This is a genomic window from Variovorax sp. LG9.2 (genome assembly GCF_035018885.1).
Lineage (GTDB): Bacteria > Pseudomonadota > Gammaproteobacteria > Burkholderiales > Burkholderiaceae_C > Variovorax.
Genome location: NZ_JASJXB010000003.1, coordinates 183,389 through 207,266, shown reverse-complemented (window position 1 = coordinate 207,266; position 23,878 = coordinate 183,389). Strand labels below are relative to the sequence as shown.

The window sequence follows — 23,878 nt, the reverse complement described above, 5'->3', positions numbered from 1 at the left end:
CCGGCATTGCGCCGACAGCGCTACTGGCGTCCCACCGGCGCCAGCAGCACCACCAGCGCGCCGGCGCCGCCTTCGGCCGGCTTGGCCTGCACGAAGGCCAGCACCTCGATCTTCTGGATCAGCCAGCGCTGCGTCTTGGTCTTGAGAACCGGCATCTTGCCGGGCGAGCCAAGCCCTTTGCCATGCACGACGCGCACGCAACGGATCCCTTGACGGTGCGAGGTGCGGATGAAGGCGCCGAGCGCCTCACGCGCTTCGTCGCTTCGCAGTCCATGCAGGTCGCACTGTCGCTGGATCGCCCACTCGCCTGCACGCAGCTTGCGCGTGACGTCGGTACCGATGCCGGGGCGGCGAAAGCTCATCGCGTCGTCGACATCGAGCAGCGTGGTGACGTCGAATTCGTCGCTGATCGACTCGCGCATCACGCGTTGTTCGTCGAGCTGATGTTGGTATGGAATGGGCGCCGGTGGCTCGGGCGTTAGCACCACAGACGCTTTGCGCCGCAGCGGTTCGGTGGCGCCTATAGCGCGGCTGAACAGGTCTTTTTCCGCGGCGCGTTTTTTCTCGACAGCGAGTCGCAGCGCGTCGGCGGCGGCCTCGCGTTCACGCTCCGTCGCCAGCGTTTGCTGAATCTGCTTCAGATCGGCGAGTGAGCGCAGGCCCGCAGGTGATTTGCCGGAATCCGGTTTGACGCGTGCCATCAGATCAATCCTTTTTCTGCCATCGACAGGGTCTGGCCCGCCGCGACGATCACATGATCGAGCACGCGGACATCGACCAGCGCCAGCGCCGCTTTCAATGTCTGTGTTAGCGACTCGTCCGCGCGCGATGGCTCGACGCTGCCGCTCGGATGGTTGTGCGCCAGCACCACGGCCGCGGCGTGATGGTGCAGTGCGCGGATGACGACCTCGCGCGGGTAGACGCTGGTTTGCGTCAGCGTGCCGCGGAACAGTTCTTCGAGCGCGATCAACCGGTGTTGCGCGTCGAGGAACAACGCTGCGAAAACTTCATGTGGCCGCGATGCGATGTGCAGTTGCAGGTAGTGCTTGACGGCGTCCGGCGAGTCGAACACCGCCCGCTCTTTCAGCCGCTCGGCCATGGCGCGGCGCGCGAGTTCGAGCACGGCGGTGAGCTCGGCGCGCTTCGCCGGTCCACCGAGACCCTTGATCTTTTTCAGGTCGTCCAGGCTGGTGTTGAGCAGGCCGGCGAGGCCGCCGAAGGTGTCGAGCAGTTCCTGCGACAACTGGAGCACGTTCTTGCCGACCATGCCGGTGCGCAGCAGCAGCGCCAGCAATTCAACGTCGCCTAGCGCACCGGCGCCGCGAGCAAGCAGCTTCTCGCGCGGGCGGGCGTCGGCGGGGAGGTCCTTGAAGGCCATGCAGGCAGTCGGTGAGGGAATTGGGCGCGGAACTGGAGCCTGCGAGCCCGGCTCCCTAAAATGAGGGCCAGTTTATCGGGACACCCATTTTGTCTTTGCCTCCCACCGCCGTTTCTGCCGCCGCCCCCCACGTTACCGCGCCTGTCGTGAATGCGGGCTCGTTCCTCACCCTGCATTACCGGCTCGCCGGTCCGGCGGGCGACGTCATCAACACCTTCGCGGACAAACCAGCGACGCTGTCGCTCGGCAACGGCGAGCTGTCACCCGCGATGGAAGCACGGCTGATCGGACTTGAAGAAGGCGCGCATGACACCTTCCAGCTACCCGCCGGTGAAGCTTTCGGCGACCGCAATCTCGAGATGCAGCAGTGGGTCGCCAAGACGTTGCTCGCCAAAATGGGCGACCCCGACGAGCGCTATGCGGTCGGCGATGTGGTCCAGTTTCCGACGCCCGATGGCACCGGAAGCTACGCCGGTGCGGTGATCGAGTCGAACGCGACGGCGGTGCGCTTCGACTTCAACCATCCGCTGGCCGGACAGCCCGTGACCTTCGAAGTGCAGCTGATCGGCGTGCTGTGACCGAAGTGAAAACGCTCGACGAAATCGTGTTGGCCGAGCCACGCGGCTTTTGCGCAGGGGTCGACCGCGCCATCGAAATCGTGGAGCGCGCCCTGGCCAAGTTCGGTGCGCCGATCTATGTGCGCCACGAGATCGTGCACAACACCTACGTGGTGAACGAGCTCAAGTCGAAGGGCGCGATCTTCATCGAAGACCTGGCCGATGTGCCGCCGGGCTCGACGCTGGTGTTCAGCGCGCACGGTGTCAGCAAGGCGGTGCAGCAAGAGGCCCGCGCGCGGGGCTTCGACATCTTCGACGCGACCTGCCCGCTCGTCACCAAGGTGCACGTCGAGGTCGCCAAGCTCGCCAAGGAGGGCTACGAATTCATCATGATCGGCCACAAGGGGCATCCTGAAGTCGAGGGCACGATGGGCCAGCTCACGGGCGGCATCCATCTTGTCGAAGACGTCGCCGATGTGGCGACCGTGCGGCCGGCACAGAGCGAAAAACTGGCCGTCGTCACGCAGACGACCCTGAGCGTGGACGACGCGGCCGAGATCGCCGCCGCCGTACGCGCGCGCTTTCCGAAGGTGCGCGAGCCCAAGCAGCAGGACATCTGCTACGCGACGCAAAACCGGCAGGACGCGATCAAGATCATGAGCCCGCAAGTCGACTTGGTGATCGTCGTCGGCAGCCCGACCAGCTCGAACAGCAATCGGTTGCGCGAACTGGCGCAGCGCCTGGGCACCGAGAGCTACATGGTCGATTCGGCGGACGAACTTCAGCCCGCATGGTTCGAAGGCAAGAGTCGCATCGGGATCACGGCCGGCGCTTCTGCGCCGGAGATTCTGGTGACGGAAGTGATCGATCGCGTGAAGGCGCTCGGAGCGGTGTCGGTGCGCAAGATGGACGGGATCGTGGAGACGGTCAAGTTCCCGCTGCCGAAGGGGCTTCGGCTCGCTGGCCAATCTTCACCAGGGCATATCTCGTGAGCACGACAGCGATCGACTGGCGCCGCGAGATCGAAGACGCGGCGCAACGGCTGCACGCGCGTGCCGGGCACTTCCTGCTTCAGACCCCGCTGTGGAAACTGCCGGCTTCGGCCGTTGGCTTGGTAGCACCTGGTGCCGAGGTCTGGTTGAAGCTTGAACACCTGCAGGTCAGCGGCAGCTTCAAGGCGCGCGGCATGATGAACCGGCTGCTGGCCAACGACATTCCGGCCAGCGGCGTGGTGGTCGCATCGGGGGGTAACGCAGGCATCGCGACGGCGGCAGCAGCGCGTGCGTTGGGCGTGCGCTGTGAGGTGTTTTTGCCCGGTGTTTCGCCCGAAGCCAAGCGCGCCCGGTTGCGTGACTTGGGTGCGGAAGTGGTCGTGGTCGGCGAGATTTACCCGGATGCGCTGGCCGCCTGCATCGCGCGCCAAAAGGAAACCGGTGCGCTGTTGACCCACGCCTACGACCAACCCGAAGTGGTGGCCGGTGCCGGCACGCTGGGCCGCGAAATCGAAGCGCAGGGCGGCTTGCCCGATTCGGTTCTGGTGAGCGTCGGTGGCGGTGGGCTGATCGGCGGGCTGGCGGCCTGGTTCGAGCAGCGCAGCCGCGTGGTCGCGATCGAACCCGAACACGCGCCGACGCTGTTCCGTGCCCGTGAAGCCGGCGAGCCGGTCGATGTGGAAGTTGGCGGTATCGCTGCCGATTCGCTCGGTGCCAAGCGCATCGGCGCGCTGTCGTGGGACATCACGCAGCGCCAGGTACGCGATGCGCTGCTGCTGCCGGACGATGCGATTCGCGCGGCGCAGCGATGGATGTGGAAAGAGATGAAGCTGGCGGTCGAGCCGGCGGCGGCGTTGCCGCTGGCGGCGCTGCAAACCGGCGCATACCGTGTGCGCGACGGCGAACGCGTCTGCCTGATCGTCTGCGGCGCCAATGTCGATCCGGCCACGCTGGCGTGACCGCGTGCGTCGGCTGACTTGAGCTGTGGTCGTCGCCACCTAAAATCGGTGGATGCTCGACATCACCCTGCTCCGCAAGGACCTCCCCTCGGTCGTTGCCCGACTCGAAACCCGCAAAGCCAATCAGACCTTTCTCGACGTTCATGCCTTCACAGCGCTGGAGGCTGAACGCAAGATCCTTCAGGTCCGAACCGAAGAGTTGCAGGCACGGCGCAATACGCTCAACAAGCAGATCGGCCCACTGAAAGCCAAGGGCGAATCTGTCGACGCATTGATGACCGAGGTCAATGCGCTCAAGGCCGAGCAAGAGGCGCAAGGCGGTCGCCTCGAAGCCATCCAGCCGGAACTGCAGGCGCTGTTGCTGGCAGTGCCCAACTTGCCGCATGCCAGCGTGCCGGTCGGCACCGACGAGCACGGCAATGTCGAAGTGCGTCGCTGGGCGCCGCAAGGCGGTGCCGGCGCCGCGGCCACGCGGCTCGGCTTCGAAGCGAAAGACCATGTCGACCTGGGTGAACCGCTCGGGCTCGACTTCGAGATGGGCACCAAGCTCGCTGGTTCGCGCTTCAGCGTGTTGAAAGGGCCGATCGCCCGGCTGCATCGCGCGCTCGCACAGTTCATGCTCGACATGCAGACAGAGAAACACGGCTACACGGAATGCTATGTGCCGTACATCGTCAACGCGGCATCGCTCAGCGGCACCGGCCAGTTGCCCAAGTTCGAAGGCGACCTCTTCGCCGCTAAAAAGGGCGGGCAAGACGGCGAGCCGGTGCCGGACAACCAGGCGCTCTACCTCATTCCTACCAGCGAAGTTCCGCTGACCAACTTCGTGCGCGACGAGGTCGTGGCCGAGTCGACGTTGCCGATCAAGCTGACCGCGCACTCGCCGTGCTTTCGCTCCGAAGCCGGCAGCGCCGGGCGCGACACGCGCGGCATGATCCGGCAGCACCAGTTCGACAAGGTCGAGATGGTGCAGATCACGCACCCCGATCGCAGCTACGAAGCGCTCGAAGCCATGACCGGCCATGCCGAGGCGGTGCTGCAGGCGCTGGAGTTGCCGTACCGCGTGGTGCTGTTGTGCACCGGCGACATGGGCTTTGGTTCCAGCAAGACCTACGACCTGGAAGTCTGGTTGCCGGCGCAGGACACGTACCGCGAGATCAGTTCGGTCTCCAACTGCGAAGCTTTTCAGGCGCGCCGATTGCAAGCGCGGTTCAAGAACGCGCAAGGCAAGAACGAACTCGTGCACACGCTCAACGGCTCTGGGCTTGCGGTCGGACGCACGCTGGTCGCGGTGCTCGAAAATCATCAGAACGCCGATGGGTCCATCACCGTGCCGCGAGCGTTGCATCCTTACCTCGGAGGGCTCGAAATGCTCCGAGCCTCTGCTAGAATCTGAGGCTCGACAGCGACCGGAGAGGTGGCAGAGTGGTCGAATGTACCTGACTCGAAATCAGGCGTACGGAAACGTACCGAGGGTTCGAATCCCTCCCTCTCCTCCAGCGATGGATTGCTAAAGCCCCGCCAGCCGGGGCTTTTTTGCGTCTGTTCTGCGGTTAAGAGTTGCGCCGGTGCGACGCTGTCGGGGAAACTTTCGGTGACAATGTAGGACCCCTCGACCGCCAACGGCAGGCAAGTCGCGAGGCGCACAGGTCGGGGAAACCTACAAGGCATGCGGGGTTCAGCTTGATTCGTGACTGCTTCGCTCTCTTTCAGGGGCCCCTTTGTCGAAGGGGCTTTTTTGTAGACCCCGCGGCGGGGTGCCATTCGGAAACATGAAGGGCAATTCTTCCTTCGCCGGCCTGGGCAATTCGTCCTTCGCCAGCCTCACGCCGGCGCCAGCCTCGGCCGATGAAGCAGAACCGTGGGTCCGCGGTGAGCTGATCCGAAGTTTGATGCGGGCATCCCGCGGCTCGCATTTTCTGGCTGCCGCACTGCTGCCTGCCATGATCGGGTTGAGCTGGGGCTACGTGCCGCTGTGGCAACTGATGGTGTGGCTGGCCATCGGGGTCGCCGCCACCTGCTGCCGCGTCTGGGGCGAACAGGTCTACACGCGCCGCTATGCCGATCGCGACTCCGACGGGCAGCAGCGGTTTGTCGAGAAATATCACTTTCTCTGGAGCATCAGCGCCTTTGCCTGGGGCCTGTCGATCCTGATCTTTTTCGAGCGCACGCCGCTCATCAACCAGTTCATGAGCTGGCTGATCGTGGCCGGGGTGGCGACGTTTCCGCTCAACGGGCTGGCACTGCACCCGCCATTGCTCAAGCGCTACGTCAACACGCTCTTCATCACGATGCTTGCAGCGGTGCTGTTCCGCGTCGTCGAGATGAATTTCGAGAAACCGCATTTCAACTACGGCTTTCTGTTGCTGCCGATGCTGCATTGGTGGCTGCTGCTGCGCGCCGGCCGGCGCATCCACGAGACGGCCCGCAACAGCTTCGAACTGCTCTTTCATAACCACATACTGATTGCCTCGCTGACCCAGCAACGGCAGGCCGCCGTGTCGGCCGTGGCCATGAAAAACCGTTTCCTGGCGAGCGCGGCGCACGACATGCGGCAGCCCGTGCTGGCGCTGTCTCTCTACGCCGACTGGCTCCGCAACGAGCCGGAGCTGGTGCAGGAGATCGCGCCGAAGATCGTCCGTGCCACGCATGCGGTCAACGCGCTGTTCGATTCGCTGTTCGACCTGGCGCGCATCGATTCCGGCCAGGTGCGGCTGCACATCGAGCGGGTCGATGTCGGCCAACTGCTGCACGACCTGGAGCTGCAGTACCGGCCGGTGGCAGAGGCCAAAGGCTTGAAGTTCCAAGTGCACATTGCCAAGGGCACGGTACTGACCGACCCCATTCGCGTGCGCCGGATGATCGGCAATCTGATTGCCAACGCCATCAAGTACACCGTCGAGGGGGGCGTGCTGCTGGCGTCGCGGCAAACACGCGACGGCCTCCGGGTCGAGGTGTGGGATACCGGCATCGGCATCGCGCGCGAACATCTGCGCGACGTGTTCCTGGAGTTCTACAAGGTGGCCGACCATGCCGGCACGTCCGATGGTTTCGGCCTCGGACTCGCCATCGTGGCTCGCCTGTCGCACGCGCTAGGCCATCCGGTGAGCGTGCGATCGCGGCTCGGACGCGGCAGCGTGTTTCGGGTTGCATTGCACGACGCCGATGAATCGCAGGCGCAATCCCGGGTCAGTTCTGCGGTCGGCTGATAAACCCCTGGTTGGGGGGTCCTGGAGTTAGCCGGAAGGCTAACCAGTCAATCAGCCGGACAGCAAACCGTTGGTCCGTGCGTAATGCAGCGCCTGCGTACGGCTCTTCACGCCGAGTCGCCGGAACAGACGCCACAGATGCACCTTGACGGTGTGTTCGCTGATTTCGAGCTCAGACGCGATGTCGCGATTGCTCATGCCCTTGTCGAGCATGGCGATGAGCTGCGTCTGGCGCTTCGACAACTTGCTGTTGGCGGCTGCCGCAGGCTCTTCGACATCCGAGTCGGCCATCAAGAGACCGCGCAGGGCGGCCGTCAATTCGGCGGAACTGGCTGACTTTTCGATGTACTGGTCGGCACCCGCTTCGATGCAGGCTTCTTCCATGTCTGCAGCAGGCGAGGCCGAGTACACGGCGATCGGCACATCCGGATAGGTCTGCTTGACCGCGATCACGCCGGAAACACCGGTCGTGTCGGGCAATTTGAGGTCGAGGCAAAACAGGCCGGGCGTACCGTGCTGCTTGACTGCGTTGGCGAGCTTGTCGAGGCGCTCGAGTTCCACGATGTTCTCGGCTGGCCGCAGGCGCCGCAGCACCATGACGATGGCGTCGCGCATCAAGGGGTGATCATCGATGACGTAAATGCTCATGTTTTGCTTTCGTTTGTGCGCAACTTATATATTGACTGTTGCTAGGCGCGCGAATCTCTCCCTTTACTTCAGCTCGCCTGACCGGCGAGTTCCTCCAGCGCAGCCATCACGGCGCGCCGCCCGTCATTGTCGACCGGTTCCAGCTGTTCTGCGAGCGCAGCGAGTGCTTCATTCGGTTGGTATTGCAGTGCCCCGATGGCGCGTCCGGCTTCTTGCGGCGACTGAAAGCCACGGCTTTGCAGCAGCGTGTCGTTGTGGGTATCGAGCAGCTTGAAATAAAAGAGTCCGTCGCGCTCGCGGTATTGCTTGAAGGTCGGCTTGCCCGTCTTGCCCGTCTTGCCACCCTTGCCGGCTTTCTTGCCGACACCCGCATCCTGACCGCCCAGGCTGGCAAGGCTGCGCAGCCCGACAGCGTGGCGCAGCGTCGCCATGAAAGGACGAGAAAGTTCGCGGGCCTTGTCGGCACCGATCAGCAAGGTGCGCTCGATTTGCGCGGGGTCATTCATCAACGCTTCGTAGCGCTCGCGAAGCGGCGTCAGTTCTCGGTCGATCCGCTCGAAGACCATTTGCTTGGCGTCGCCCCAGCCGATACCTTCGACGTAGGCCTTGCGCATTGCGGCTGTCTCGTCGGCAGTCGCGAACGCCTGAAAAATCTGGAACAGGGCCGAGCCCTCGGTCTCCTTCGGCTCGCCCGGCGCGCGCGAGTCGGTCACGATACCGCCGATGAGTTTTTGCAGCTGAGCTCGCGGCGAGAACAGCGGAATGGTGTTGTCGTAGCTCTTGCTCATCTTGCGGCCGTCGAGGCCGGGCAAGGTGGCAACCGCGTCGTCGACCTCGGCTTCGGGCAACACGAAATGCTCGCCGTACGAGTGATTGAAGCGCTGCGCGATGTCGCGCGCCATTTCGATGTGCTGGATCTGGTCGCGCCCAACCGGCACCTTGTGCGCATTGAACATCAATATGTCCGCGCCCATCAGCACCGGGTACATGAAGAGGCCCGCGGTGACGTCCGCATCCGGGTCTTCACCCTTGGCGATGTTTTTGTCGACGGACGCTTTGTACGCGTGCGCACGGTTCAGGATGCCTTTGCCGGTGACGCAGGTCAGCAGCCAGGTGAGTTCCGGAATCTCGGGGATGTCGGATTGGCGGTAGAAGACAACGCGCTCGGGGTCGAGCCCGCAGGCCAACCAGCTGGCAGCAATTTCAAGCGTCGAACGCTGGATGCGCGCCGGGTCATCGATCTTGATGAGGGCGTGGTAGTCCGCCATGAAATAAAAGCTCTGCACATCGGCGCGCTGGCTGAAGCGCACCGACGGCCGCACCAGGCCGGCGTAGTTGCCGAGATGCGGCGTGCCCGATGTGGTGATGCCGGTCAGAAACCGGGTTGCTTTGGGAGGTGTGGATGAAGCCATGTCGAATAGGGCTTGAGTCAACGCAGCAGTGCCGTCAGTGGCGAAATCAGCAGGTCGATGACGTGGTAGCCGACCGCCATGAGCGGGCTGAGCCAGTATTTGCTGACGACGCCTGCAAGCACGAGCGCCATCACGATGAAAAAGCCATAGGGTTCGATGCGCGCCAAAAACGCCTGGGCTTGTCCGCGCGGCAGCAGGCCGGCGAGCACGCGGCCACCATCGAGCGGCGGTAGCGGAAAAAGGTTGAAAGCACACATCACCAGATTGACGAGCACGCCGCCCTTCGCCATCTTGATGAAGAACGGCTCGCTGACACCGGTCGCGATGAGGCCGACGAAGACCAGCGCCCAGAGGATCGCCTGGATGAAGTTCGAGCCCGGCCCGGCGAGTGCGACCCAGATCATGTCGCGCTTGGGGTTGCGCAGATTGCCGAAGTTGACCGGCACCGGCTTGGCGTAGCCGAACAGGAACGCGCCCGAGGTCGCGAAGTACAGCATCAACGGCATCAGGATCGTGCCGATCGGGTCGATGTGCTTGAACGGGTTGAGGGTCACCCGGCCCATCACGTAGGCCGTGTTGTCGCCGAAGTGCCGGGCCACGTAGCCGTGGGCCGCCTCATGCACTGTGATCGCGAAGAGCACGGGCAACGCGTAGATGAGGATGCTTTGAATCAGGTTGGGAATGTCCACCGGTTCGATTGTCTCAGACGAAAGTGGGGAGGCTCTTCGTGACCGCCGGCAATCAGGTCACAACCCCAGCAGCGCGAGCGAGCCGCGGCCCATGCGGATCACGACCGGGTCGTCGCCGGTACCCATCGGCGTCAGGTCGACCACGGTGGTCGGCTCGGACGGGCAGGCGCCAGCGTCGATGACGGCGCCGAGCTGCTTTTCGAAGCGCTCGCGAATCGTCTGCGCGTCATTCAGCGCCTCGGTCTCGCCGGGGGGGATCAGCGTGGTCGCGAGCAGCGGCGCGCCGTGCAGCGTGAGCAGCTCGCTCAGCACCTTGTGATCCGGTACGCGCAGGCCGATGGTCTTGCGCTGCGGATGGCTGACGCGCCGCGGTACTTCCTTTGTCGCTTCGAGCAGAAAGGTATACGGGCCGGGTGTCGCCGCTTTCAACAGCCGGTACTGCTTGTTGTCGACGCGGGCGTAATGCGACACCTCGCTCAGGTCGCGACATAGCAGGGTGAGGTGGTGCTTCTCGTCGACCTGCCGGATGCGGCGCAACTGGTCGACCGCGTCCTTGTCGTCGAGGTGGCAGGCCAGCGCGTAGCTGGAGTCGGTCGGCACGGCGACGATTTCGCCGCGCGCGAGCAAAGCAACCGCCTGCTTCAGCAGTCGTTGTTGCGGGTTTTCAGGATGCACTTCAAAAAACTGGGCCATGGCAATCGATCAGGTTCGCGGGCTCGAGGTGAGCAGATTCAAAAACAGGTTGAGCAGGTTCAGCCCTCGGCAGGCTCGATGGGCAAGCGCCGCTCTTTGACGGTCAGCCAGGCGCCGGCCGCGCCGCATACAGCGATCAGCCCGATGCCCGCCAGCGACGCAATGTCCGGCACGTGCGAGAACATCAGCCAGCCGCCGAGCATCGCAAAGCCGATCTGTGCGTAGAGGTACGGGGTGAGCGTCGATGCGGCTGCGCGCTGGTACGCCAGGATGAGCAAAAAATGGCCGACCGTGCCCATGAACCCCATCAGGCACAGCAGCGCCCACCAGTGCCACGAGGGCAGCGCCGTCCAGACGAAGGGCAGGGCGCACGACGCGATCAGCGTGCCGACCCAGCCGGTATAGAAATGCATGGTGAGCGGATTCTCGGTCTGCGCCAGCTTGCTCGTCAGCAACTGGAACCATGCGTTGGTCAGCACCAGCCCCATCGGCAACAAGATCGCCCAGCTGAAGCTGCTGCCACCCGGGCGCAGGATGACCAGCGTGCCAAGGAAGCCGCCACATACCAGCGTCCAGCGCAGCGGAGACACACGCTCTTTGAAGATCGTGGCGGCCAGCAGTGTGATGACCAGCGGCGCGATCAACACGATGGAGGTGAACTCCGGCAGCGGCATGTAGCGCAGGCTGAAAAAAGCGAAAAGGCTGGTCGTCAGCAGCAAAGCGCCGCGCAGCACGTGGTACCTGGGGTGTGCCGTGGCCAGCAAGGATGTCCCATAGACCGGCAGCAACACAGCTGTCGTCGCGACCGCCTGGAAGGCATAGCGAAACCACACGCCCATGATGATCGGCACCGCGCCGACCGAAATCTTGGTGGCGGTGTCGAGCGTCGAAAAGCAGGCCACTGCCAAAACCACCATGCCAATACCGGCCAGGATGCGTTCGGATTCGAGATCGCGCGCGCCCCGCTCCGCTGGCTGCACCGCGCTCACTGAATGCGGTTTTCGAGCAGTTCCCAGACCGGCGTGAGTTTGCCGGGCAGCCAGGGGAGCTTGCCGAGGTCCATGTGACTTTCGTCGGGGCTATGGAAGTCGCTGCCGCGCGATGCCGCAAAGCCGAATTCAAGTGCCTTGTCGGCGTACTCGACGTACTCGGCCGGCGTGTGGCTCCCGGTAACGACCTCGATCGCCTTGCCGCCGTGCGCCTGGAATTCGAGGAATAGCGCGTACTCCTCGTTGGCGGTGAACTTGTAGCGACCCGGATGCGCGATCACAGCGATGCCCTTGGCGTCGGTGATCCAGCGGATCGCGTCCTTGAGCGTGGCCCAGCGGTGCGGCACGTAGCCCGGCTTGCCCTCGGTCAGGTATTTGCGAAAGACCTCGTAGGTGTCTTTGCAAACGCCGCTTTCGACCAGGAACCGCGCGAAGTGCGTGCGCGAAATCAATTCAGGGTTGCCGACGAAAGTGAGTGCGCCTTCGTAGGCACCCTTGATGCCGACCTTGGCCAGCCCCTCGGACATTTCCATGGCCCGCTTGCCGCGACCGCCGCGCGTGTCGTAAAGGCCCTGACTGATGGCGGCGTCGTCCGGGTCGAAGCCGAGCCCGACGATGTGCACCGTTTCATTCGCGAAGGTGACGGAGATCTCGGTGCCCGTCAGATAGCGCATGCCATTTTCGCGGGCCGCAGCAGCGGCGCGGTGCTGGCCGCCGACTTCGTCATGGTCGGTGAGCGCCCACAGCTCGACGCCGTTCGCCGCTGCGCGGGCAGCAAGGGCCTCCGGCGTCAATGTGCCGTCGGAAACCACGGAATGGCAATGCAGATCGGCGTTCAGGATGTTTTGCACGCTCTAATTTTATGCCTTGCATCCCGCACGCGCAGGACCTGCCGCAAACGCCCCGCTAGCGTCCCTTCTTCTTGCGGAAAGCCAGCCGCGCCGCCACCGCGGTGAAGCTCATGATGAGCGCCACCACGATCCAGAAGCCGTGCTTGTGTTCGGCCAGCGGAATGCCGCCGACGTTCATGCCGAAGAGGCCCGCCATGATGTTGATCGGCAGCGCCAGCACCGTGACCACCGTCAGCACGAAGAGGCTGCGGTTGTTGTCTTCATTGACGTTGGCGGCGATCTCCTCCTGCAGCAGCTTGATGCGCTCCTGCAGCGCCTGCATGTCGCGCAGTACGACCGAGAACTCTTCAGTCGAACCGCGCAGCTCCTGCGCATCGGCTTCGGCCATCCAGCTGGGCGGGTTCTGCAGCAAGCGGAAAAGCGCTGCCGGCTCGGGTGCGAGCAGGCGTTGCAGGCGCACCAGCATCCGGCGCAGCCCGCCGAGCCGCGCGCGCTTGTTGTCGAGACGCGCGGCCAGCAGGTCGTCCTCTATCGCGTCGATGCGCGATGTCGCGTCGCGCACGATGTGCACCAGCACGTCGGCCTGGGCACGCAGCAGGTGTTCGAGCATTTCGGTGCTCGACCGCGGCGCGTCGCCAGCGTTCACAGCCGTGCGCAGGGCATCGACCGAGCGCAGCGGCTGGGTGCGCGCCGTCACCACGAGCCGCGGGCCGACGCTGATCCACAGCGTGGAGATGTCCGACGGCTCGAAGCTGAACTCGAAGTGCACGTCGTTGATGACGGCGATGAGCGCATCGTCGGCGCGCTCGATGCGGGTCGACGGCAGGCCTTCGTGCAACGTCTCGAAGAAGGTGTCGGAGAGCTGCGCGTGCCGACGGAGCCAGCGCTCGGCCTGGGCATGGCTCAGGTTGAAGTGCAGCCAGAGATAACTTTTGTCGTGGCCTGCAATTCCGGCTGCATCCGTCTGGGCCAGGTAGGCGGCAGCCGCTGCAGAGTCGAGCGGGCGCACCGGCTGCGGTGCCTCGGCATCGAACAGATAGCCGCAGATCAGCCCGGCTTCGTCACCGCCATAGGACGCTGCTACCCCGCCATTCACCGCACCGCTCGCCGCGCTCAAAAGATGTGCGTGAAGAGCCAGTACAACGAGCCTGACAGCAGCATCGCCACCGGCAAGGTCAGCACCCACGCCATCGCCAAGTTACGCAGTGTCGACATCTGCAGGCCGGAGCCGTTGGCCACCATCGAACCCGCCACGCCGGAAGACAGCACGTGCGTGGTCGACACCGGCAGCCCGTACATGTCGGCGGCGCCGATGGTCACCATCGCGACCAGTTCGGCCGAAGCACCTTGCGCATAGCTCAGGTGCGTCTTGCCGATCTTCTCTCCGACGGTGACCACGATGCGCTTCCAGCCGATCATGGTGCCGAGGCCCAGAGCGATCGCGACGGCGACCTTGACCCACAGCGGAATGAACTTGGTGGCGTCGTCGATTTCCTTGCGAAACTCGCCAACCTTGGCCGTGGTGTCGGTATCGAAATGCGCCGCGTCGCTCTTGCCTAGATGGCGCAGCGCTTCCGACGCGAGGTACATGTCGTTTCGCACGTTGGCCACGGCCTCTGCCGGCACGCCAGCGAGCGAGCCGTGTTCCTTCACCTGCTGTGCGATGCTGCCGGCTGTCGCGCCGAGTGCAGGCACGACCGATGCATTGAACTCGCGTGTGCGCACGTAGGTCGACAGCACTTCGCGTGCCGCCGCAGGCCGCAGCGCAGGCAGCGATGCAACCGCCGATGCATTGCGGTTCAGCGCGCTTTGCGCGCTTTCTGCGACCGCGACGAAGCGTACCGTTTGATCTGTCGGCATCGAGCGATTGAGCGCGTACGCCATCGGCACCGTGCCGACGAGGATCAGCATGATCAGCCCCATGCCTTTTTGCCCATCATTGGAGCCGTGCGCGAACGACACGCCGGTGCAGGTAAGGATCAACAGACCGCGAATCCACCAGGGCGGAGGAGCCTCGCCGCGTGGCTCCTCGTAGAGTGCGCGGTTCTTGACGAAGGCGCGCAGCGCGAGCAACAGCAAGGCCGCGCAGCCGAAGCCGACGAGCGGCGACAGCAGCAGCGAATAGCCGATCTTCACGGCTTGCGGCCAGTCCACGCCACTGGTTCCGTCGCGCCCGTGCATCAGCGCATTGGCAACGCCGACACCGATGATCGAGCCGATCAACGTGTGCGAAGAAGACGCCGGCAAACCGAGCCACCAAGTGCCGAGGTTCCACATGATGGCGGCGATCAGCAGTGCGAACACCATCGCGAAGCCGGCGCCCGAGCCCACCTGCAGGATGAGCTCGACCGGCAGCAGCGAGATGATGCCGAAAGCCACCGCACCGCTCGATACCAGCACGCCCAGAAAATTGAAGAAGCCCGACCAGACGACTGCGAAATTCGGCGGTAACGAGTGCGTGTAGATCACCGTGGCTACTGCGTTGGCCGTGTCGTGAAAACCGTTGACGAACTCGAAGCCCAGCGCCACCAGCAGGGCGACACCAAGCAGGATGTACGGCACCCAGGTCGTGGTCTGTGCGCTGGCCGCGCGTACGTCGGTCGTCAGGCTCCACGCGGTGTACAAGAGCCCGGCGGCGAGCAAGCCCGCGAAGACGATCAGGGTGACCGGGCCGGGCTTGGCGTCGAGCTTTGGCCGTTGCGCCGGCTTCGGATGTACCGGAAGATTCGCGTCGGAAGCCGCAAGGGTGTTCATGGCGTTTTTTTTTGATGTTGGAGTAACCCCGCGCATCGTGGGCGCTGCCGATGACAGGCATGTGTCAGTTGTGGCAAGGTGGCGGTCGATCAAACAAGGGACTTTCCAAATGATTCAGCGCCGCGTATTCGCCACCGCCTTGCCGACATTCGCCGCCGCCGTTGCCGCCGCTGCGCTACTGCCCAGCCTTGCGCTGGCACAGGCGCCGCCCTGGCCCACCAAACAATCGATCAGGATCATTTCGCCCTATGCGCCGGGCGGCACCACCGACGTGCTGGCGCGTCTGCTCGCGCAGCCGCTGCAGCAAAAGCTGGGGCAGACCGTCATCGTCGAAAACAAGGGTGGTGCGGGCGGCAACGTCGGCACCGACTACGTCGCGAAGGCCGCGCCCGATGGCTACACGCTGCTGCTGGCCGCCAGCGGGCCGATCGTGATTTCGCCTTCGCTCTACGCGAAGATCCCGTACGACTCGATCAAGGACTTCACCTTCGTCGCGCCGATCGCCAACGCATCGTTCGTGGTGCTGGCCAATCCGGCGTCGGGTATCACGTCCATCAAGGACCTGATCGCGCGCGCCAAGAAGGGTGAAAAGATCAACTTCGCCTCGGCCGGCTCGGGCACGCCGCAGCACATCATCGGAGAGATGTTCAACCAGGCGGCCGGCATCAAGATGCAGCACATTCCCTACAAGGGCTCGGGCCCGGCGATGAACGATCTGCTGGCCGGCCAGGTGCCGATCTCGTTCGAGAACCCGGTGCCCGCCATGCCTCACGTCAAGGCTGGCAAGGTCAAGGTGCTGGCCAGCACCGGTGCGGTTCGGTCCGCGGCTTTCCCCGACATCCCGACCGTGGCCGAACTCGGCCTGCCGGGCTTCGATGCCAAGCCGTGGTACGGCCTCATGGCGCCGGCTGGCCTGGATCCGGCCATCGCGAAGAAGCTCAACGATGCGGTCCGTGAAGCGCTCTCCAGCACCGAGATGAAGGCCCGCCTTTTCACGCTCGGTGCCGAGCCGATGGCCATGACGACGCCGGAGTTCCAGGCCTTCGCGGAAAAGGATCGCGACAAGTGGACCAAGGTCGTGAAGACCTCAGGCGCCACGCCTGACTGACGCCTTGATGCCGGCGCTCACTGCCGTACAGATCGTTGCGATCGCTCTGCAGTACACGCCGCCCCATGCGGTGTGTGCTTGCGGTGCGCTGCACTGCCCCGGTTGGGAAAGCCTGCCCGCCACCTTCGACGCGTCTTTGCTGCGGCTCGTGGGACGGACCAACGATCGCGATCCGTACGACGAGCCGACGCTCGAAGAACACCATCCGCAAGGCACCCGCTACGACGCGGCCGATGCACCGATCGCGCTCGGCCACTTTCCCTACAACCGCTGCGAGGTCTGGCAGTGCGTTTGTTGCGGGCGACCATTGCTTCGCTACACCGAATACGGCGGCTACTACGTCGACCAGCGCATACGCGAGCTGATTGGCGCGCTCGTGGTCGACACCGCCGCCACCCAAGACCGATAGAGAACCAGAGACTTGATGCCGAACCGCCCCCTCATCGTGCTGCTCGACGATTGCGAACACGCCGCCCGACGGCTGGCCGACTGGAGCGCGATCGAGGCGTTGGCCGAACTGCGCATTTGCCATGCGCCGTTGCGCGGCGATGCGCTGCGCGAAGCCGTGCAAGACGCTGATTGCCTGCTGCTGATGCGCGACCGCACGCCCGTCGATGCGGCGCTGCTCGACGCCATGCCCAAGCTCAAGTACCTGGCCTTCACCGGCACGCGCAACAACGCGATCGACCTGGCTGCGCTGCAGCGACGCGGCGTGCCGGTGGGCTTTACCGAATGGGGTCCGTCCAAGGAGAGCACCTGCGAACTGACGTGGGCGCTCATCTTGGCGGCCATCAAGCGGCTGCCGCAAGCCGTGCAGGCCTTGCAAGGCGGGCAATGGCGCGATGGCGGCGTATTGGGCCAGGTGCTGCACGGCGAACGACTGGGCCTGGTCGGCCTCGGCGAGATCGGCGGTCGCGTCGCGCGCGTTGCCAAGGCTTTCGGCATGGACGTGGTGACCTGGAGCCCGCGCATGACGCCCGAACGCGCGGCCGAACAGGGCGTGCGTGCCGTGCCGCTCGACGAGCTCGTGCAAACGTCGAAGGTCGTGAGCCTGCATCTGGTGATGACCGACGCGACGCGACAGTTGTTCGATGCGGTGCGCTTCGCGCAGATGCGGCCCGATGCGATCTTCGTCAACACCTCGCGCGCGGGGCTGGCCGACGAATCCGCGCTGGTCGCCGCCTTGCAGGCCGGGCGACCGGGCGTTGCCGCACTCGACGTGTACGCGCGTGAGCCGCTGGATGCCGACCATCCGTTGCGCGCGTTGCCCAACGCGCTGTTGTCGCCGCACCTCGGCTTCGTTTCGCAGCCGGTTTTCGAACGGTTTTATGCGGACTTGGCCGAAGGCGTCCTGGCCTGGCTGCGCGGCGATGCGATCCCGCGTTGCATGCCGGGAACGTCTGGCGGCTGACAGCGTCATCTGAGCCGTGCACACTGCGCCATGGCCCGCCGCAGCTCCATCAGCTCCCTGACGTCTTCGCTTACGTCTTCATTCACGCGCGCCTATCAGCGCAACCTGCGCGCGCTCACCAAAGCCGCGCTCAAAGCAGGGACGAAGGCCACGATCAAGACCGGCAAGCGTGCGGTCAGCGAAGTGCAGCGCGCGGCAGTCAAGCAACTGAAGCCGCCACCCGGCAAGGGCGACTGGCTCGCCGGCATGGCGCTCGGCCCCGGCGGCGCGCGGCGCTATCACCTGTTTCGCCCATCGGACCTCGACCTCGCACCGGGCGAGAAGCTCCCACTGATGGTCATGCTGCATGGCTGCGGCCAGACCGGACGCGACTTCGCTGCCATTACTCGCATGAATGCGCTGGCCACCCGCCATCGCTTTCTCGTGCTCTACCCCGAGCAAGACAGGCTCCATCATCCGCAAGGCTGCTGGAACTGGTACGAGACCCGCTCGGGCAAGTCGGCCGCCGAAGCCGCAACGCTGATGGCGGCGGTCGATCAGGTCTGCGTGCTGTATGCGGCCGACCGCGCGCGCGTCGCGGTCGCTGGGCTCTCTGCCGGTGCCGGCATGGCGGCGCTGCTGGCCACGCACTATCCCGCGCGCTTTCAGGCGGTGGTCATGCACTCCGGCGTGGCGCCCGGTGCGGCGCGGTCGTCCGCAACGGCACTGGGCGCGATGCGCGGGCGGCACGTACCTCCCATGCCGGTCACGGCGGTCGGCAAGGCAATGGGCGCCGCCGCCGCGATGACGACGCTCCCGCCCTTGCTCATCCTGCACGGCGACCGCGATGTCGTCGTGTCTTCGAGCAATGCCGGCAGCGCCGCTGCGGTGTGGGCCGCAGCCACCGGTGCAGTGCCTGCCGCGTCACGCCGACTGCAGCGCGGGCGGCGGCATCCGATGCGCGTGACCGACTTCAAGCTGCGCGGCAAGACCAGCGTCACGTTGTGCGAGATCGCCGGCCTGGGTCACGCGTGGAGCGGTGGCGCTGCGCGCCTGGCCTTCAGCGACCCGGCGGGTCCGGATGCGACGCGGATGGCGTGGGCCTTTGCGGCGCGGCAGTTCGCCCGCGCCTGATCTCGTACGCCACCCGGCGTATTTGTAGGAGACGACCTCGTCAGCACACTCCGTCCATCGACAGCGAAGGTGCTGGCGACAAGTTCAATACAACCGGAGAAGGATGCACATGCAACGTCGTTTCACACTCAAGGCACTTACCGCCAGCGTCGCTTTCGCGGCACTGGGCGTGGCCCCTGCTTTCGCAGCCGACACCATCAAGGTCGGCATCCTGCACTCCCTTTCGGGCACGATGGCGATCTCCGAAACGGCGCTGAAGGACATGGCGCTGATGACGATCGAAGAGATCAACAAAAAGGGCGGCGTGATGGGCAAGCAGCTCGAGCCCGTGATCGTCGACCCGGCTTCCAACTGGCCGCTGTTCGCTGAAAAGACCAAGCAGCTGCTGGGTCAGGACAAGGTCGCCGTGATCTTCGGCTGCTGGACCTCGGTGTCGCGCAAGTCAGTGTTGCCGGTGATCGAAGAGCAGAACGGCCTCTTGTTCTACCCCGTGCAATACGAGGGCGAAGAGCTCTCCAAGAACGTGTTCTACACGGGTGCAGCGCCTAACCAGCAAGCCATTCCCGCTGTCGAGTATTTGATGAGCAAGGCCGGCGGCGGCGCCAAGCGCTTCGTGCTGCTGGGCACCGACTACGTCTACCCGCGCACCACCAACAAGATCCTGCGCGCCTTCCTGAAGAGCAAGGGTGTGAAGGACTCGGACATCGACGAGAAGTACACGCCGTTCGGCCACAGCGACTATCAAACCATCGTTGCCGACATCAAGAAGTTCTCTCAAGGCGGCAAGACGGCCGTGATCTCGACGATCAACGGTGACTCCAACGTGCCGTTCTATAAGGAACTCGGCAACGCCGGCCTGAAGGCCAAGGACGTGCCGGTCGTCGCCTTCTCGGTAGGCGAAGAAGAGCTGCGCGGCGTGGACACCAAGCCACTCGTCGGCCACCTTGCTGCATGGAACTACTTTATGTCGGTCAAGAACCCGACCAACACCGCCTGGATCAAGACGTGGAGCGACTACGCCAAGGCGAAGAAGCTGCCGGGTCAGATGGACAAGCCTTTGACCAACGATCCGATGGAAGCCACCTACGTCGGCATCAACATGTGGAAGCAGGCCGTCGAGAAGGCCAAGTCGACCGACACCGACAAGGTCATTGCCGCCATGGCCGGCCAGACCTTCAAGGCACCGGACGGCTTCACCGTCGAAATGGACCCGAAGAACCATCACCTGCACAAGCCGGTGTTCATCGGTGAAATCAAGGCCGACGGCCAGTTCGGTGTGGTGTGGAAAACGCCGGCGCCAGTCAAGGCGCAGCCCTGGAGCCCGTTCATCGAAGGCAACGACAAAAAGCCTGACCAACCAGCAGGGAAATCCTCTTAACTTTCGCTCGCCTCGTTCAAGTGACCTGTTTTGGGCTCGATCTTTTCTTGGGGGATCGGGCCCTGTTTTATTTGAGGATGATGTGAATACAGCCCCGCGCCGAATCTTGCATGCCGCTTTCGCCGCGCTGCTTCTGGTGTCCGCACATGCGCATGCATTGACCGCAGACGAAGCCAAGGCCATCGCCACCGGCGAGACCGAAGACCGCGTTGCCGCGCTCAACAAGGCCGTCGCCACTGCCGACGACAAGACGATTGCCTTCATCCAGGCGCTGACCGACGATGCCGTCAGGGTCACCGAAGACAAGGTCTTCGTGATGAAGGACCAGAACGGAGACGTAAAGGGCTACGACCCGGTCACCGGTGCCGAGCTCAAGGTGCCCGACACGGCCGAAGACGTGGTCAACAACAACCTGATGCGCGGCGCCCTCGACGCTGCGAAATCGATGCTCACCCTGATGAGCAGCAAGGACGAGGCGGTGCGCCTCGAAGCCGCCAACGCGCTGCTCAAAGATCCGGACGAGTCGCGTATTCCGATGGTCGAGAAGGTGCTGGCCGGCGAGACCAACACCGCCATCAAGGCCAAGCTCGAACTGGTGCGCGCGGCCTCGCTGCTCAACAGCGCCGATGCCGCCAAGCGCATCGCCGCTGCGGCCGCGTTGTCCGAAAGCAAGAACCCCGACACCAAGCTGCTGCTGAACGAACGCCTGACCGACGAGAGCGACCCGACCGTCAAGGCGGCGCTGCAAAAAGCCATTGCCAGCATCGACGGCGCGCTGGTGTGGGGCGACCGCATCAACGCAGTGTTCAGCGGCATCAGCCTCGGCTCGGTGCTGTTGCTGGCCGCACTCGGCCTTGCCATCACCTACGGCCTGATGGGCGTCATCAACATGGCCCACGGCGAGCTGATGATGATCGGCGCCTACGCCACCTACATGATGCAGGGGCTGTTTCAGCGCTACCTGCCGGAGTCGTGGTTCGGCGGCTATCTGGTCGCTGCGATCCCGGTTTCGTTTCTGGCGTCGGCGCTGGTCGGCGCCATCCTCGAACGCGGCGTCATTCGCTTCCTCTACGGCCGACCGCTCGAAACATTGCTCGCCACCTGGGGCATCAGCCTGATGCTGCAGCAGCTGGTGCGCACGCTGTTCGGCGCACAGAACGTCGGCGTCGAAAACCCCTCATGGATGAGCGGTGGCTTCACCATGCTCGGCAACGTCGCGCTGCCCTGGAACCGCATCTGCATCATCGTCTTCGCGGTACTGGTGTTGCTGGCGATGGGCTGGCTCATCGGCAAGACACGACTCGGTTTGTTCGTGCGCGGCGTTACGCAGAACCGACCGATCGCCTCGTGCATGGGCGTCAACACGGCGCGGATCGACACCTACGCGTTCGCGCTCGGTTCGGGCATCGCAGGACTGGCGGGCTGTGCGCTCAGTCAGATCGGCAACGTCGGTCCTGACCTCGGCCAAAGCTACATCGTCGACTCCTTCATGGTGGTCGTGATGGGTGGCGTCGGGCAACTGGCCGGCACGGTGTACGCGGCGCTCGGCCTCGGCATCCTGAACAAGTTCATCGAAGGCTGGGCCGGCGCGGTGCTCGCAAAGATATGCGTGCTCGTCTTCCTCATCATCTTCATCCAGAAGCGGCCCCAGGGCATCTTCGCGATCAAGGGCCGGAGTGCAGAAGCATGACCAATATCAGCAAAGTCAAACTCCCCGCCAAGGGCCCGCTGATGAGCGGCAAAGGCTGGACGATTTTCTTCATCGCGCTGATCGTTATTTGCGCGGTGGCACCGGTGCTCAACATCGTCGTGCCGGACGGCAGCCCGCTGCACATGAGCGATTACGCGGTGGCACTGGTCGGCAAGATCATGTGCTACGCGATCTGCGCGCTGGCGATGGATTTGGTCTGGGGATACACCGGCATCCTGTCGCTCGGGCACGGGCTGTTCTTTGCGCTCGGCGGCTACATGATGGGCATGTACCTGATGCGCCAGATCGGCCGCGACGGCAACTACAAGAGCGACCTGCCGGACTTCATGGTGTTCCTCGACTGGAAGGAACTGCCGTGGCACTGGACCTTCAGCGGCAGCTTTATCGCGACGCTGATCCTCATCGTGCTGGTGCCTGGTCTGATCGCGCTGGTGTTCGGCTTCTTCGCCTTCCGTTCGCGCATCAAGGGCGTGTACTTTTCGATCATTACGCAGGCGCTGACCTTCGCGGCACTGCTGCTCTTCTTTCGCAACGAGACGGGCTTCGGCGGCAACAACGGCTTCACCGACTTCAAGCGCATCCTGGGTATTCCGCTTGCCACGCAAGAGATGCGCATGACGATCTTCGCGCTCACCGGCATCACGTTGCTGCTGTTCTTTTTGTTCTCGAAGTGGCTCATCGGAAGCAAGTTCGGCCGTGTGCTGCAGGCCATTCGCGATGCCGAAACGCGCGTGATGTTCTCGGGCTACAACCCACTGCCCTACAAGCTCACCATCTGGGTCATCTCGGCCATCATGTGCGGCGTGGCGGGCGCGTTGTACGTGCCGCAGGTCGGCATCATCAACCCCGGTGAAATGAGCACGGCCAACTCGATCGAGATCGCCATCTGGGCCGCAGTGGGCGGCCGCGCGACGCTCATCGGGCCGATCATCGGCGCCTTCATCGTCAACGGCGCAAAGAGCTGGCTGACGGTCGCGTACCCGGAGTACTGGCTGTACTTCCTCGGCGCTATCTTCATTGCAGTGACGCTCTTCTTGCCGGACGGCATCGTCGGGTTGGTCAAGAAATTGTGGAAGCGCGACAACGCGCCGCCCGCTGCAAGGCTCGAAGCGCAACGCTCGCTCGCGGCTGAAACCGGAGGAGCAGGCGCATGACACCCGACTTGATGGAAGAAGGCGCGCAACGCGTCGCCAAGCTGCACGGCATCGACCACGGCTCGACGACCGAGTCAGGTGGCCGCGAGGCGGGCTACGGCCGCATCGGTACGCCGGGCGAAGTCGACGTCACCCACGGCCGCATCCTGTACCTCGAAGACGTCAGCGTGAGCTTCGACGGCTTCAAGGCGATCAACAAGCTGAGCCTGGACATCGCGCCCGGCGAGCTGCGCTGCATCATCGGCCCCAACGGCGCCGGCAAGACCACGATGATGGACATCATCACCGGCAAGACGCGCCCCGATTCGGGCACGGTGTTCTTTGGCAGCACCATCGACCTCCTGCGTCACAAGGAAGCCGACATCGCACAGCTCGGCATCGGTCGCAAGTTCCAGAAGCCGACGGTATTCGAGCATCTCACCGTGTTCGAGAACCTCGAGCTTGCGTTGAAGACCGACAAGGGCGTACGGCGCTCGATGTTCTTCAAACTCGACTCGACGCAGAGCGATCGGCTTGCTGAAATCCTGGAGACGATTCACTTGTCGGACAGCGTGTCGCGCATGGCGGGCAACCTGAGCCACGGACAAAAGCAGTGGCTCGAGATCGGCATGCTGTTGATGCAGGACCCGAAGCTGCTGCTGCTCGACGAGCCTGTCGCTGGCATGACGGATGAAGAAACGGCGCGCACCGCAGAGCTTTTTCTGACGCTTAAGGGCAAGCACTCCTTGATGGTGGTGGAGCACGACATGAGCTTCATCCGTACGATCTCCGAGATCGTCACTGTGCTGTGCGATGGCTCTGTACTGGCGCAGGGAACGCTGGACGAGGTGCAGGCGGATGAGCGGGTCATCGAGGTTTATCTTGGCCGCTGA

The 23,878-nt window shown here is 64.1% G+C and carries 23 protein-coding genes and 1 tRNA gene; 14 read left to right on the top strand and 10 right to left on the bottom strand.

Going from position 1 to position 23,878, the window contains the following annotated elements; translation table 11 throughout:
- Positions 1-20 precede the first annotated feature (20 nt).
- A complete protein-coding gene (locus tag QN413_RS04520; RefSeq protein WP_323495446.1) occupies positions 21-701 on the bottom strand; it encodes a Smr/MutS family protein in 681 nt (226 codons plus the stop codon).
- Entirely contained in the window at positions 701-1,378 is a 678-nt protein-coding gene (gene radC / locus QN413_RS04515) for a RadC family protein (RefSeq protein ID WP_323495445.1), read from the bottom strand. The genes QN413_RS04520 and radC overlap by 1 nt, the downstream gene beginning before the upstream one ends.
- Positions 1,379-1,473: 95 nt before the next feature.
- Between radC and QN413_RS04510 the strand changes: the two genes are divergently transcribed.
- The 6 genes from QN413_RS04510 to shkS all read left to right on the top strand — a co-directional run bounded on the left by QN413_RS04510 (position 1,474) and on the right by shkS (position 7,095).
- Positions 1,474-1,956: an FKBP-type peptidyl-prolyl cis-trans isomerase gene (locus tag QN413_RS04510; protein ID WP_323495561.1), complete on the top strand. Its 483-nt coding sequence runs from the start codon at positions 1,474-1,476 to the stop codon at positions 1,954-1,956.
- A gap of 5 nt (positions 1,957-1,961) precedes the next feature.
- The gene (gene ispH / locus QN413_RS04505) at positions 1,962-2,927 is read left to right on the top strand and encodes a 4-hydroxy-3-methylbut-2-enyl diphosphate reductase (RefSeq protein ID WP_323495560.1); all 966 of its coding nucleotides are present in this window, start codon (positions 1,962-1,964) and stop codon (positions 2,925-2,927) included.
- A gap of 11 nt (positions 2,928-2,938) precedes the next feature.
- A complete protein-coding gene (locus tag QN413_RS04500; RefSeq protein WP_323495559.1) occupies positions 2,939-3,886 on the top strand; it encodes a threonine/serine dehydratase in 948 nt (315 codons plus the stop codon).
- A 52-nt stretch (positions 3,887-3,938) separates the two neighbouring features.
- A complete protein-coding gene (serS, locus tag QN413_RS04495; RefSeq protein WP_323495444.1) occupies positions 3,939-5,282 on the top strand; it encodes a serine--tRNA ligase in 1,344 nt (447 codons plus the stop codon).
- A gap of 15 nt (positions 5,283-5,297) precedes the next feature.
- Positions 5,298-5,385 (top strand) — tRNA-Ser (locus QN413_RS04490).
- A gap of 273 nt (positions 5,386-5,658) precedes the next feature.
- Positions 5,659-7,095: a surface-behavior sensor histidine kinase ShkS gene (gene shkS / locus QN413_RS04485; RefSeq protein ID WP_323495443.1), complete on the top strand. Its 1,437-nt coding sequence runs from the start codon at positions 5,659-5,661 to the stop codon at positions 7,093-7,095.
- 51 nt (positions 7,096-7,146) lie between these two features.
- Here shkS and QN413_RS04480 read toward each other — a convergent pair whose 3' ends face one another.
- From QN413_RS04480 to QN413_RS04445, 8 genes are all read right to left on the bottom strand, one after another.
- On the bottom strand, positions 7,147-7,743 hold the full coding sequence (locus QN413_RS04480; RefSeq protein WP_187054667.1) for a LuxR C-terminal-related transcriptional regulator: 597 nt from the start codon (positions 7,741-7,743) through the stop codon (positions 7,147-7,149).
- Positions 7,744-7,811: 68 nt separating this feature from the next.
- The gene (locus tag QN413_RS04475; protein WP_323495442.1) at positions 7,812-9,155 is read right to left on the bottom strand and encodes a tryptophan--tRNA ligase; all 1,344 of its coding nucleotides are present in this window, start codon (positions 9,153-9,155) and stop codon (positions 7,812-7,814) included.
- A 17-nt stretch (positions 9,156-9,172) separates the two neighbouring features.
- Positions 9,173-9,844: a site-2 protease family protein gene (locus QN413_RS04470; protein WP_323495441.1), complete on the bottom strand. Its 672-nt coding sequence runs from the start codon at positions 9,842-9,844 to the stop codon at positions 9,173-9,175.
- Between the two features lie 57 nt (positions 9,845-9,901).
- Positions 9,902-10,537 (bottom strand): L-threonylcarbamoyladenylate synthase, encoded by a 636-nt coding sequence (locus QN413_RS04465; protein WP_187054670.1) that lies wholly within the window; start codon positions 10,535-10,537, stop codon positions 9,902-9,904.
- 59 nt (positions 10,538-10,596) lie between these two features.
- The gene (locus tag QN413_RS04460) at positions 10,597-11,454 is read right to left on the bottom strand and encodes a DMT family transporter (RefSeq protein ID WP_323495558.1); all 858 of its coding nucleotides are present in this window, start codon (positions 11,452-11,454) and stop codon (positions 10,597-10,599) included.
- A gap of 68 nt (positions 11,455-11,522) precedes the next feature.
- Positions 11,523-12,377, bottom strand: a complete 855-nt coding sequence (locus QN413_RS04455) for a 3',5'-nucleoside bisphosphate phosphatase (protein WP_323495440.1) — start codon at positions 12,375-12,377, stop codon at positions 11,523-11,525.
- A 55-nt stretch (positions 12,378-12,432) separates the two neighbouring features.
- Positions 12,433-13,494 carry a transporter gene (locus QN413_RS04450; protein ID WP_323495439.1) on the bottom strand — a complete coding sequence of 354 codons (1,062 nt, stop codon included), beginning with the start codon at positions 13,492-13,494 and terminating at the stop codon, positions 12,433-12,435.
- The gene (locus QN413_RS04445) at positions 13,491-15,131 is read right to left on the bottom strand and encodes an inorganic phosphate transporter (protein WP_323495438.1); all 1,641 of its coding nucleotides are present in this window, start codon (positions 15,129-15,131) and stop codon (positions 13,491-13,493) included. The genes QN413_RS04450 and QN413_RS04445 overlap by 4 nt, the downstream gene beginning before the upstream one ends.
- Positions 15,132-15,240: 109 nt before the next feature.
- Here QN413_RS04445 and QN413_RS04440 point away from each other — a divergent pair, with 109 nt between their 5' ends.
- The 8 genes from QN413_RS04440 (at position 15,241) to urtD (ending at position 23,878) form a co-directional block, all read left to right on the top strand.
- A complete protein-coding gene (locus tag QN413_RS04440) occupies positions 15,241-16,239 on the top strand; it encodes a tripartite tricarboxylate transporter substrate binding protein (RefSeq protein ID WP_323495437.1) in 999 nt (332 codons plus the stop codon).
- Between the two features lie 7 nt (positions 16,240-16,246).
- Positions 16,247-16,648, top strand: a complete 402-nt coding sequence (locus tag QN413_RS04435) for a hypothetical protein (RefSeq protein ID WP_323495436.1) — start codon at positions 16,247-16,249, stop codon at positions 16,646-16,648.
- Positions 16,649-16,663: 15 nt separating this feature from the next.
- Entirely contained in the window at positions 16,664-17,650 is a 987-nt protein-coding gene (locus QN413_RS04430; protein ID WP_323495435.1) for a D-2-hydroxyacid dehydrogenase family protein, read from the top strand.
- Between the two features lie 30 nt (positions 17,651-17,680).
- Positions 17,681-18,763, top strand: a complete 1,083-nt coding sequence (locus QN413_RS04425; protein WP_323495434.1) for a PHB depolymerase family esterase — start codon at positions 17,681-17,683, stop codon at positions 18,761-18,763.
- A gap of 109 nt (positions 18,764-18,872) precedes the next feature.
- On the top strand, positions 18,873-20,141 hold the full coding sequence (gene urtA / locus QN413_RS04420) for an urea ABC transporter substrate-binding protein (RefSeq protein ID WP_323495433.1): 1,269 nt from the start codon (positions 18,873-18,875) through the stop codon (positions 20,139-20,141).
- A gap of 127 nt (positions 20,142-20,268) precedes the next feature.
- Positions 20,269-21,831 (top strand): urea ABC transporter permease subunit UrtB, encoded by a 1,563-nt coding sequence (urtB, locus tag QN413_RS04415; protein ID WP_323495557.1) that lies wholly within the window; start codon positions 20,269-20,271, stop codon positions 21,829-21,831.
- Positions 21,828-23,006, top strand: a complete 1,179-nt coding sequence (urtC, locus tag QN413_RS04410) for an urea ABC transporter permease subunit UrtC (RefSeq protein ID WP_323495432.1) — start codon at positions 21,828-21,830, stop codon at positions 23,004-23,006. Before urtB ends, urtC begins: the two co-directional genes overlap by 4 nt.
- Positions 23,003-23,878: an urea ABC transporter ATP-binding protein UrtD gene (urtD, locus tag QN413_RS04405; RefSeq protein ID WP_323495431.1), complete on the top strand. Its 876-nt coding sequence runs from the start codon at positions 23,003-23,005 to the stop codon at positions 23,876-23,878. The genes urtC and urtD overlap by 4 nt, the downstream gene beginning before the upstream one ends.

Excerpts from the sequence above, each read along its gene's own strand:
- QN413_RS04520 (WP_323495446.1), bottom strand. The coding sequence starts at position 701 with ATGGCACGCGTCAAACCGGATTCCGGCAAATCACCTGCGGGCCTGCGC.
- radC (WP_323495445.1), bottom strand. The coding sequence starts at position 1,378 with ATGGCCTTCAAGGACCTCCCCGCCGACGCCCGCCCGCGCGAGAAGCTG.
- serS (WP_323495444.1), top strand. The coding sequence starts at position 3,939 with ATGCTCGACATCACCCTGCTCCGCAAGGACCTCCCCTCGGTCGTTGCC.
- shkS (WP_323495443.1), top strand. The coding sequence starts at position 5,659 with ATGAAGGGCAATTCTTCCTTCGCCGGCCTGGGCAATTCGTCCTTCGCC.
- QN413_RS04480 (WP_187054667.1), bottom strand. The coding sequence starts at position 7,743 with ATGAGCATTTACGTCATCGATGATCACCCCTTGATGCGCGACGCCATC.
- QN413_RS04475 (WP_323495442.1), bottom strand. The coding sequence starts at position 9,155 with ATGGCTTCATCCACACCTCCCAAAGCAACCCGGTTTCTGACCGGCATC.
- QN413_RS04465 (WP_187054670.1), bottom strand. The coding sequence starts at position 10,537 with ATGGCCCAGTTTTTTGAAGTGCATCCTGAAAACCCGCAACAACGACTG.
- QN413_RS04460 (WP_323495558.1), bottom strand. The coding sequence starts at position 11,454 with ATGGTGGTTTTGGCAGTGGCCTGCTTTTCGACGCTCGACACCGCCACC.
- QN413_RS04445 (WP_323495438.1), bottom strand. The coding sequence starts at position 15,131 with ATGAACACCCTTGCGGCTTCCGACGCGAATCTTCCGGTACATCCGAAG.
- QN413_RS04440 (WP_323495437.1), top strand. The coding sequence starts at position 15,241 with ATGATTCAGCGCCGCGTATTCGCCACCGCCTTGCCGACATTCGCCGCC.
- QN413_RS04435 (WP_323495436.1), top strand. The coding sequence starts at position 16,247 with ATGCCGGCGCTCACTGCCGTACAGATCGTTGCGATCGCTCTGCAGTAC.
- QN413_RS04430 (WP_323495435.1), top strand. The coding sequence starts at position 16,664 with ATGCCGAACCGCCCCCTCATCGTGCTGCTCGACGATTGCGAACACGCC.
- QN413_RS04425 (WP_323495434.1), top strand. The coding sequence starts at position 17,681 with ATGGCCCGCCGCAGCTCCATCAGCTCCCTGACGTCTTCGCTTACGTCT.
- urtA (WP_323495433.1), top strand. The coding sequence starts at position 18,873 with ATGCAACGTCGTTTCACACTCAAGGCACTTACCGCCAGCGTCGCTTTC.
- urtC (WP_323495432.1), top strand. The coding sequence starts at position 21,828 with ATGACCAATATCAGCAAAGTCAAACTCCCCGCCAAGGGCCCGCTGATG.
- urtD (WP_323495431.1), top strand. The coding sequence starts at position 23,003 with ATGACACCCGACTTGATGGAAGAAGGCGCGCAACGCGTCGCCAAGCTG.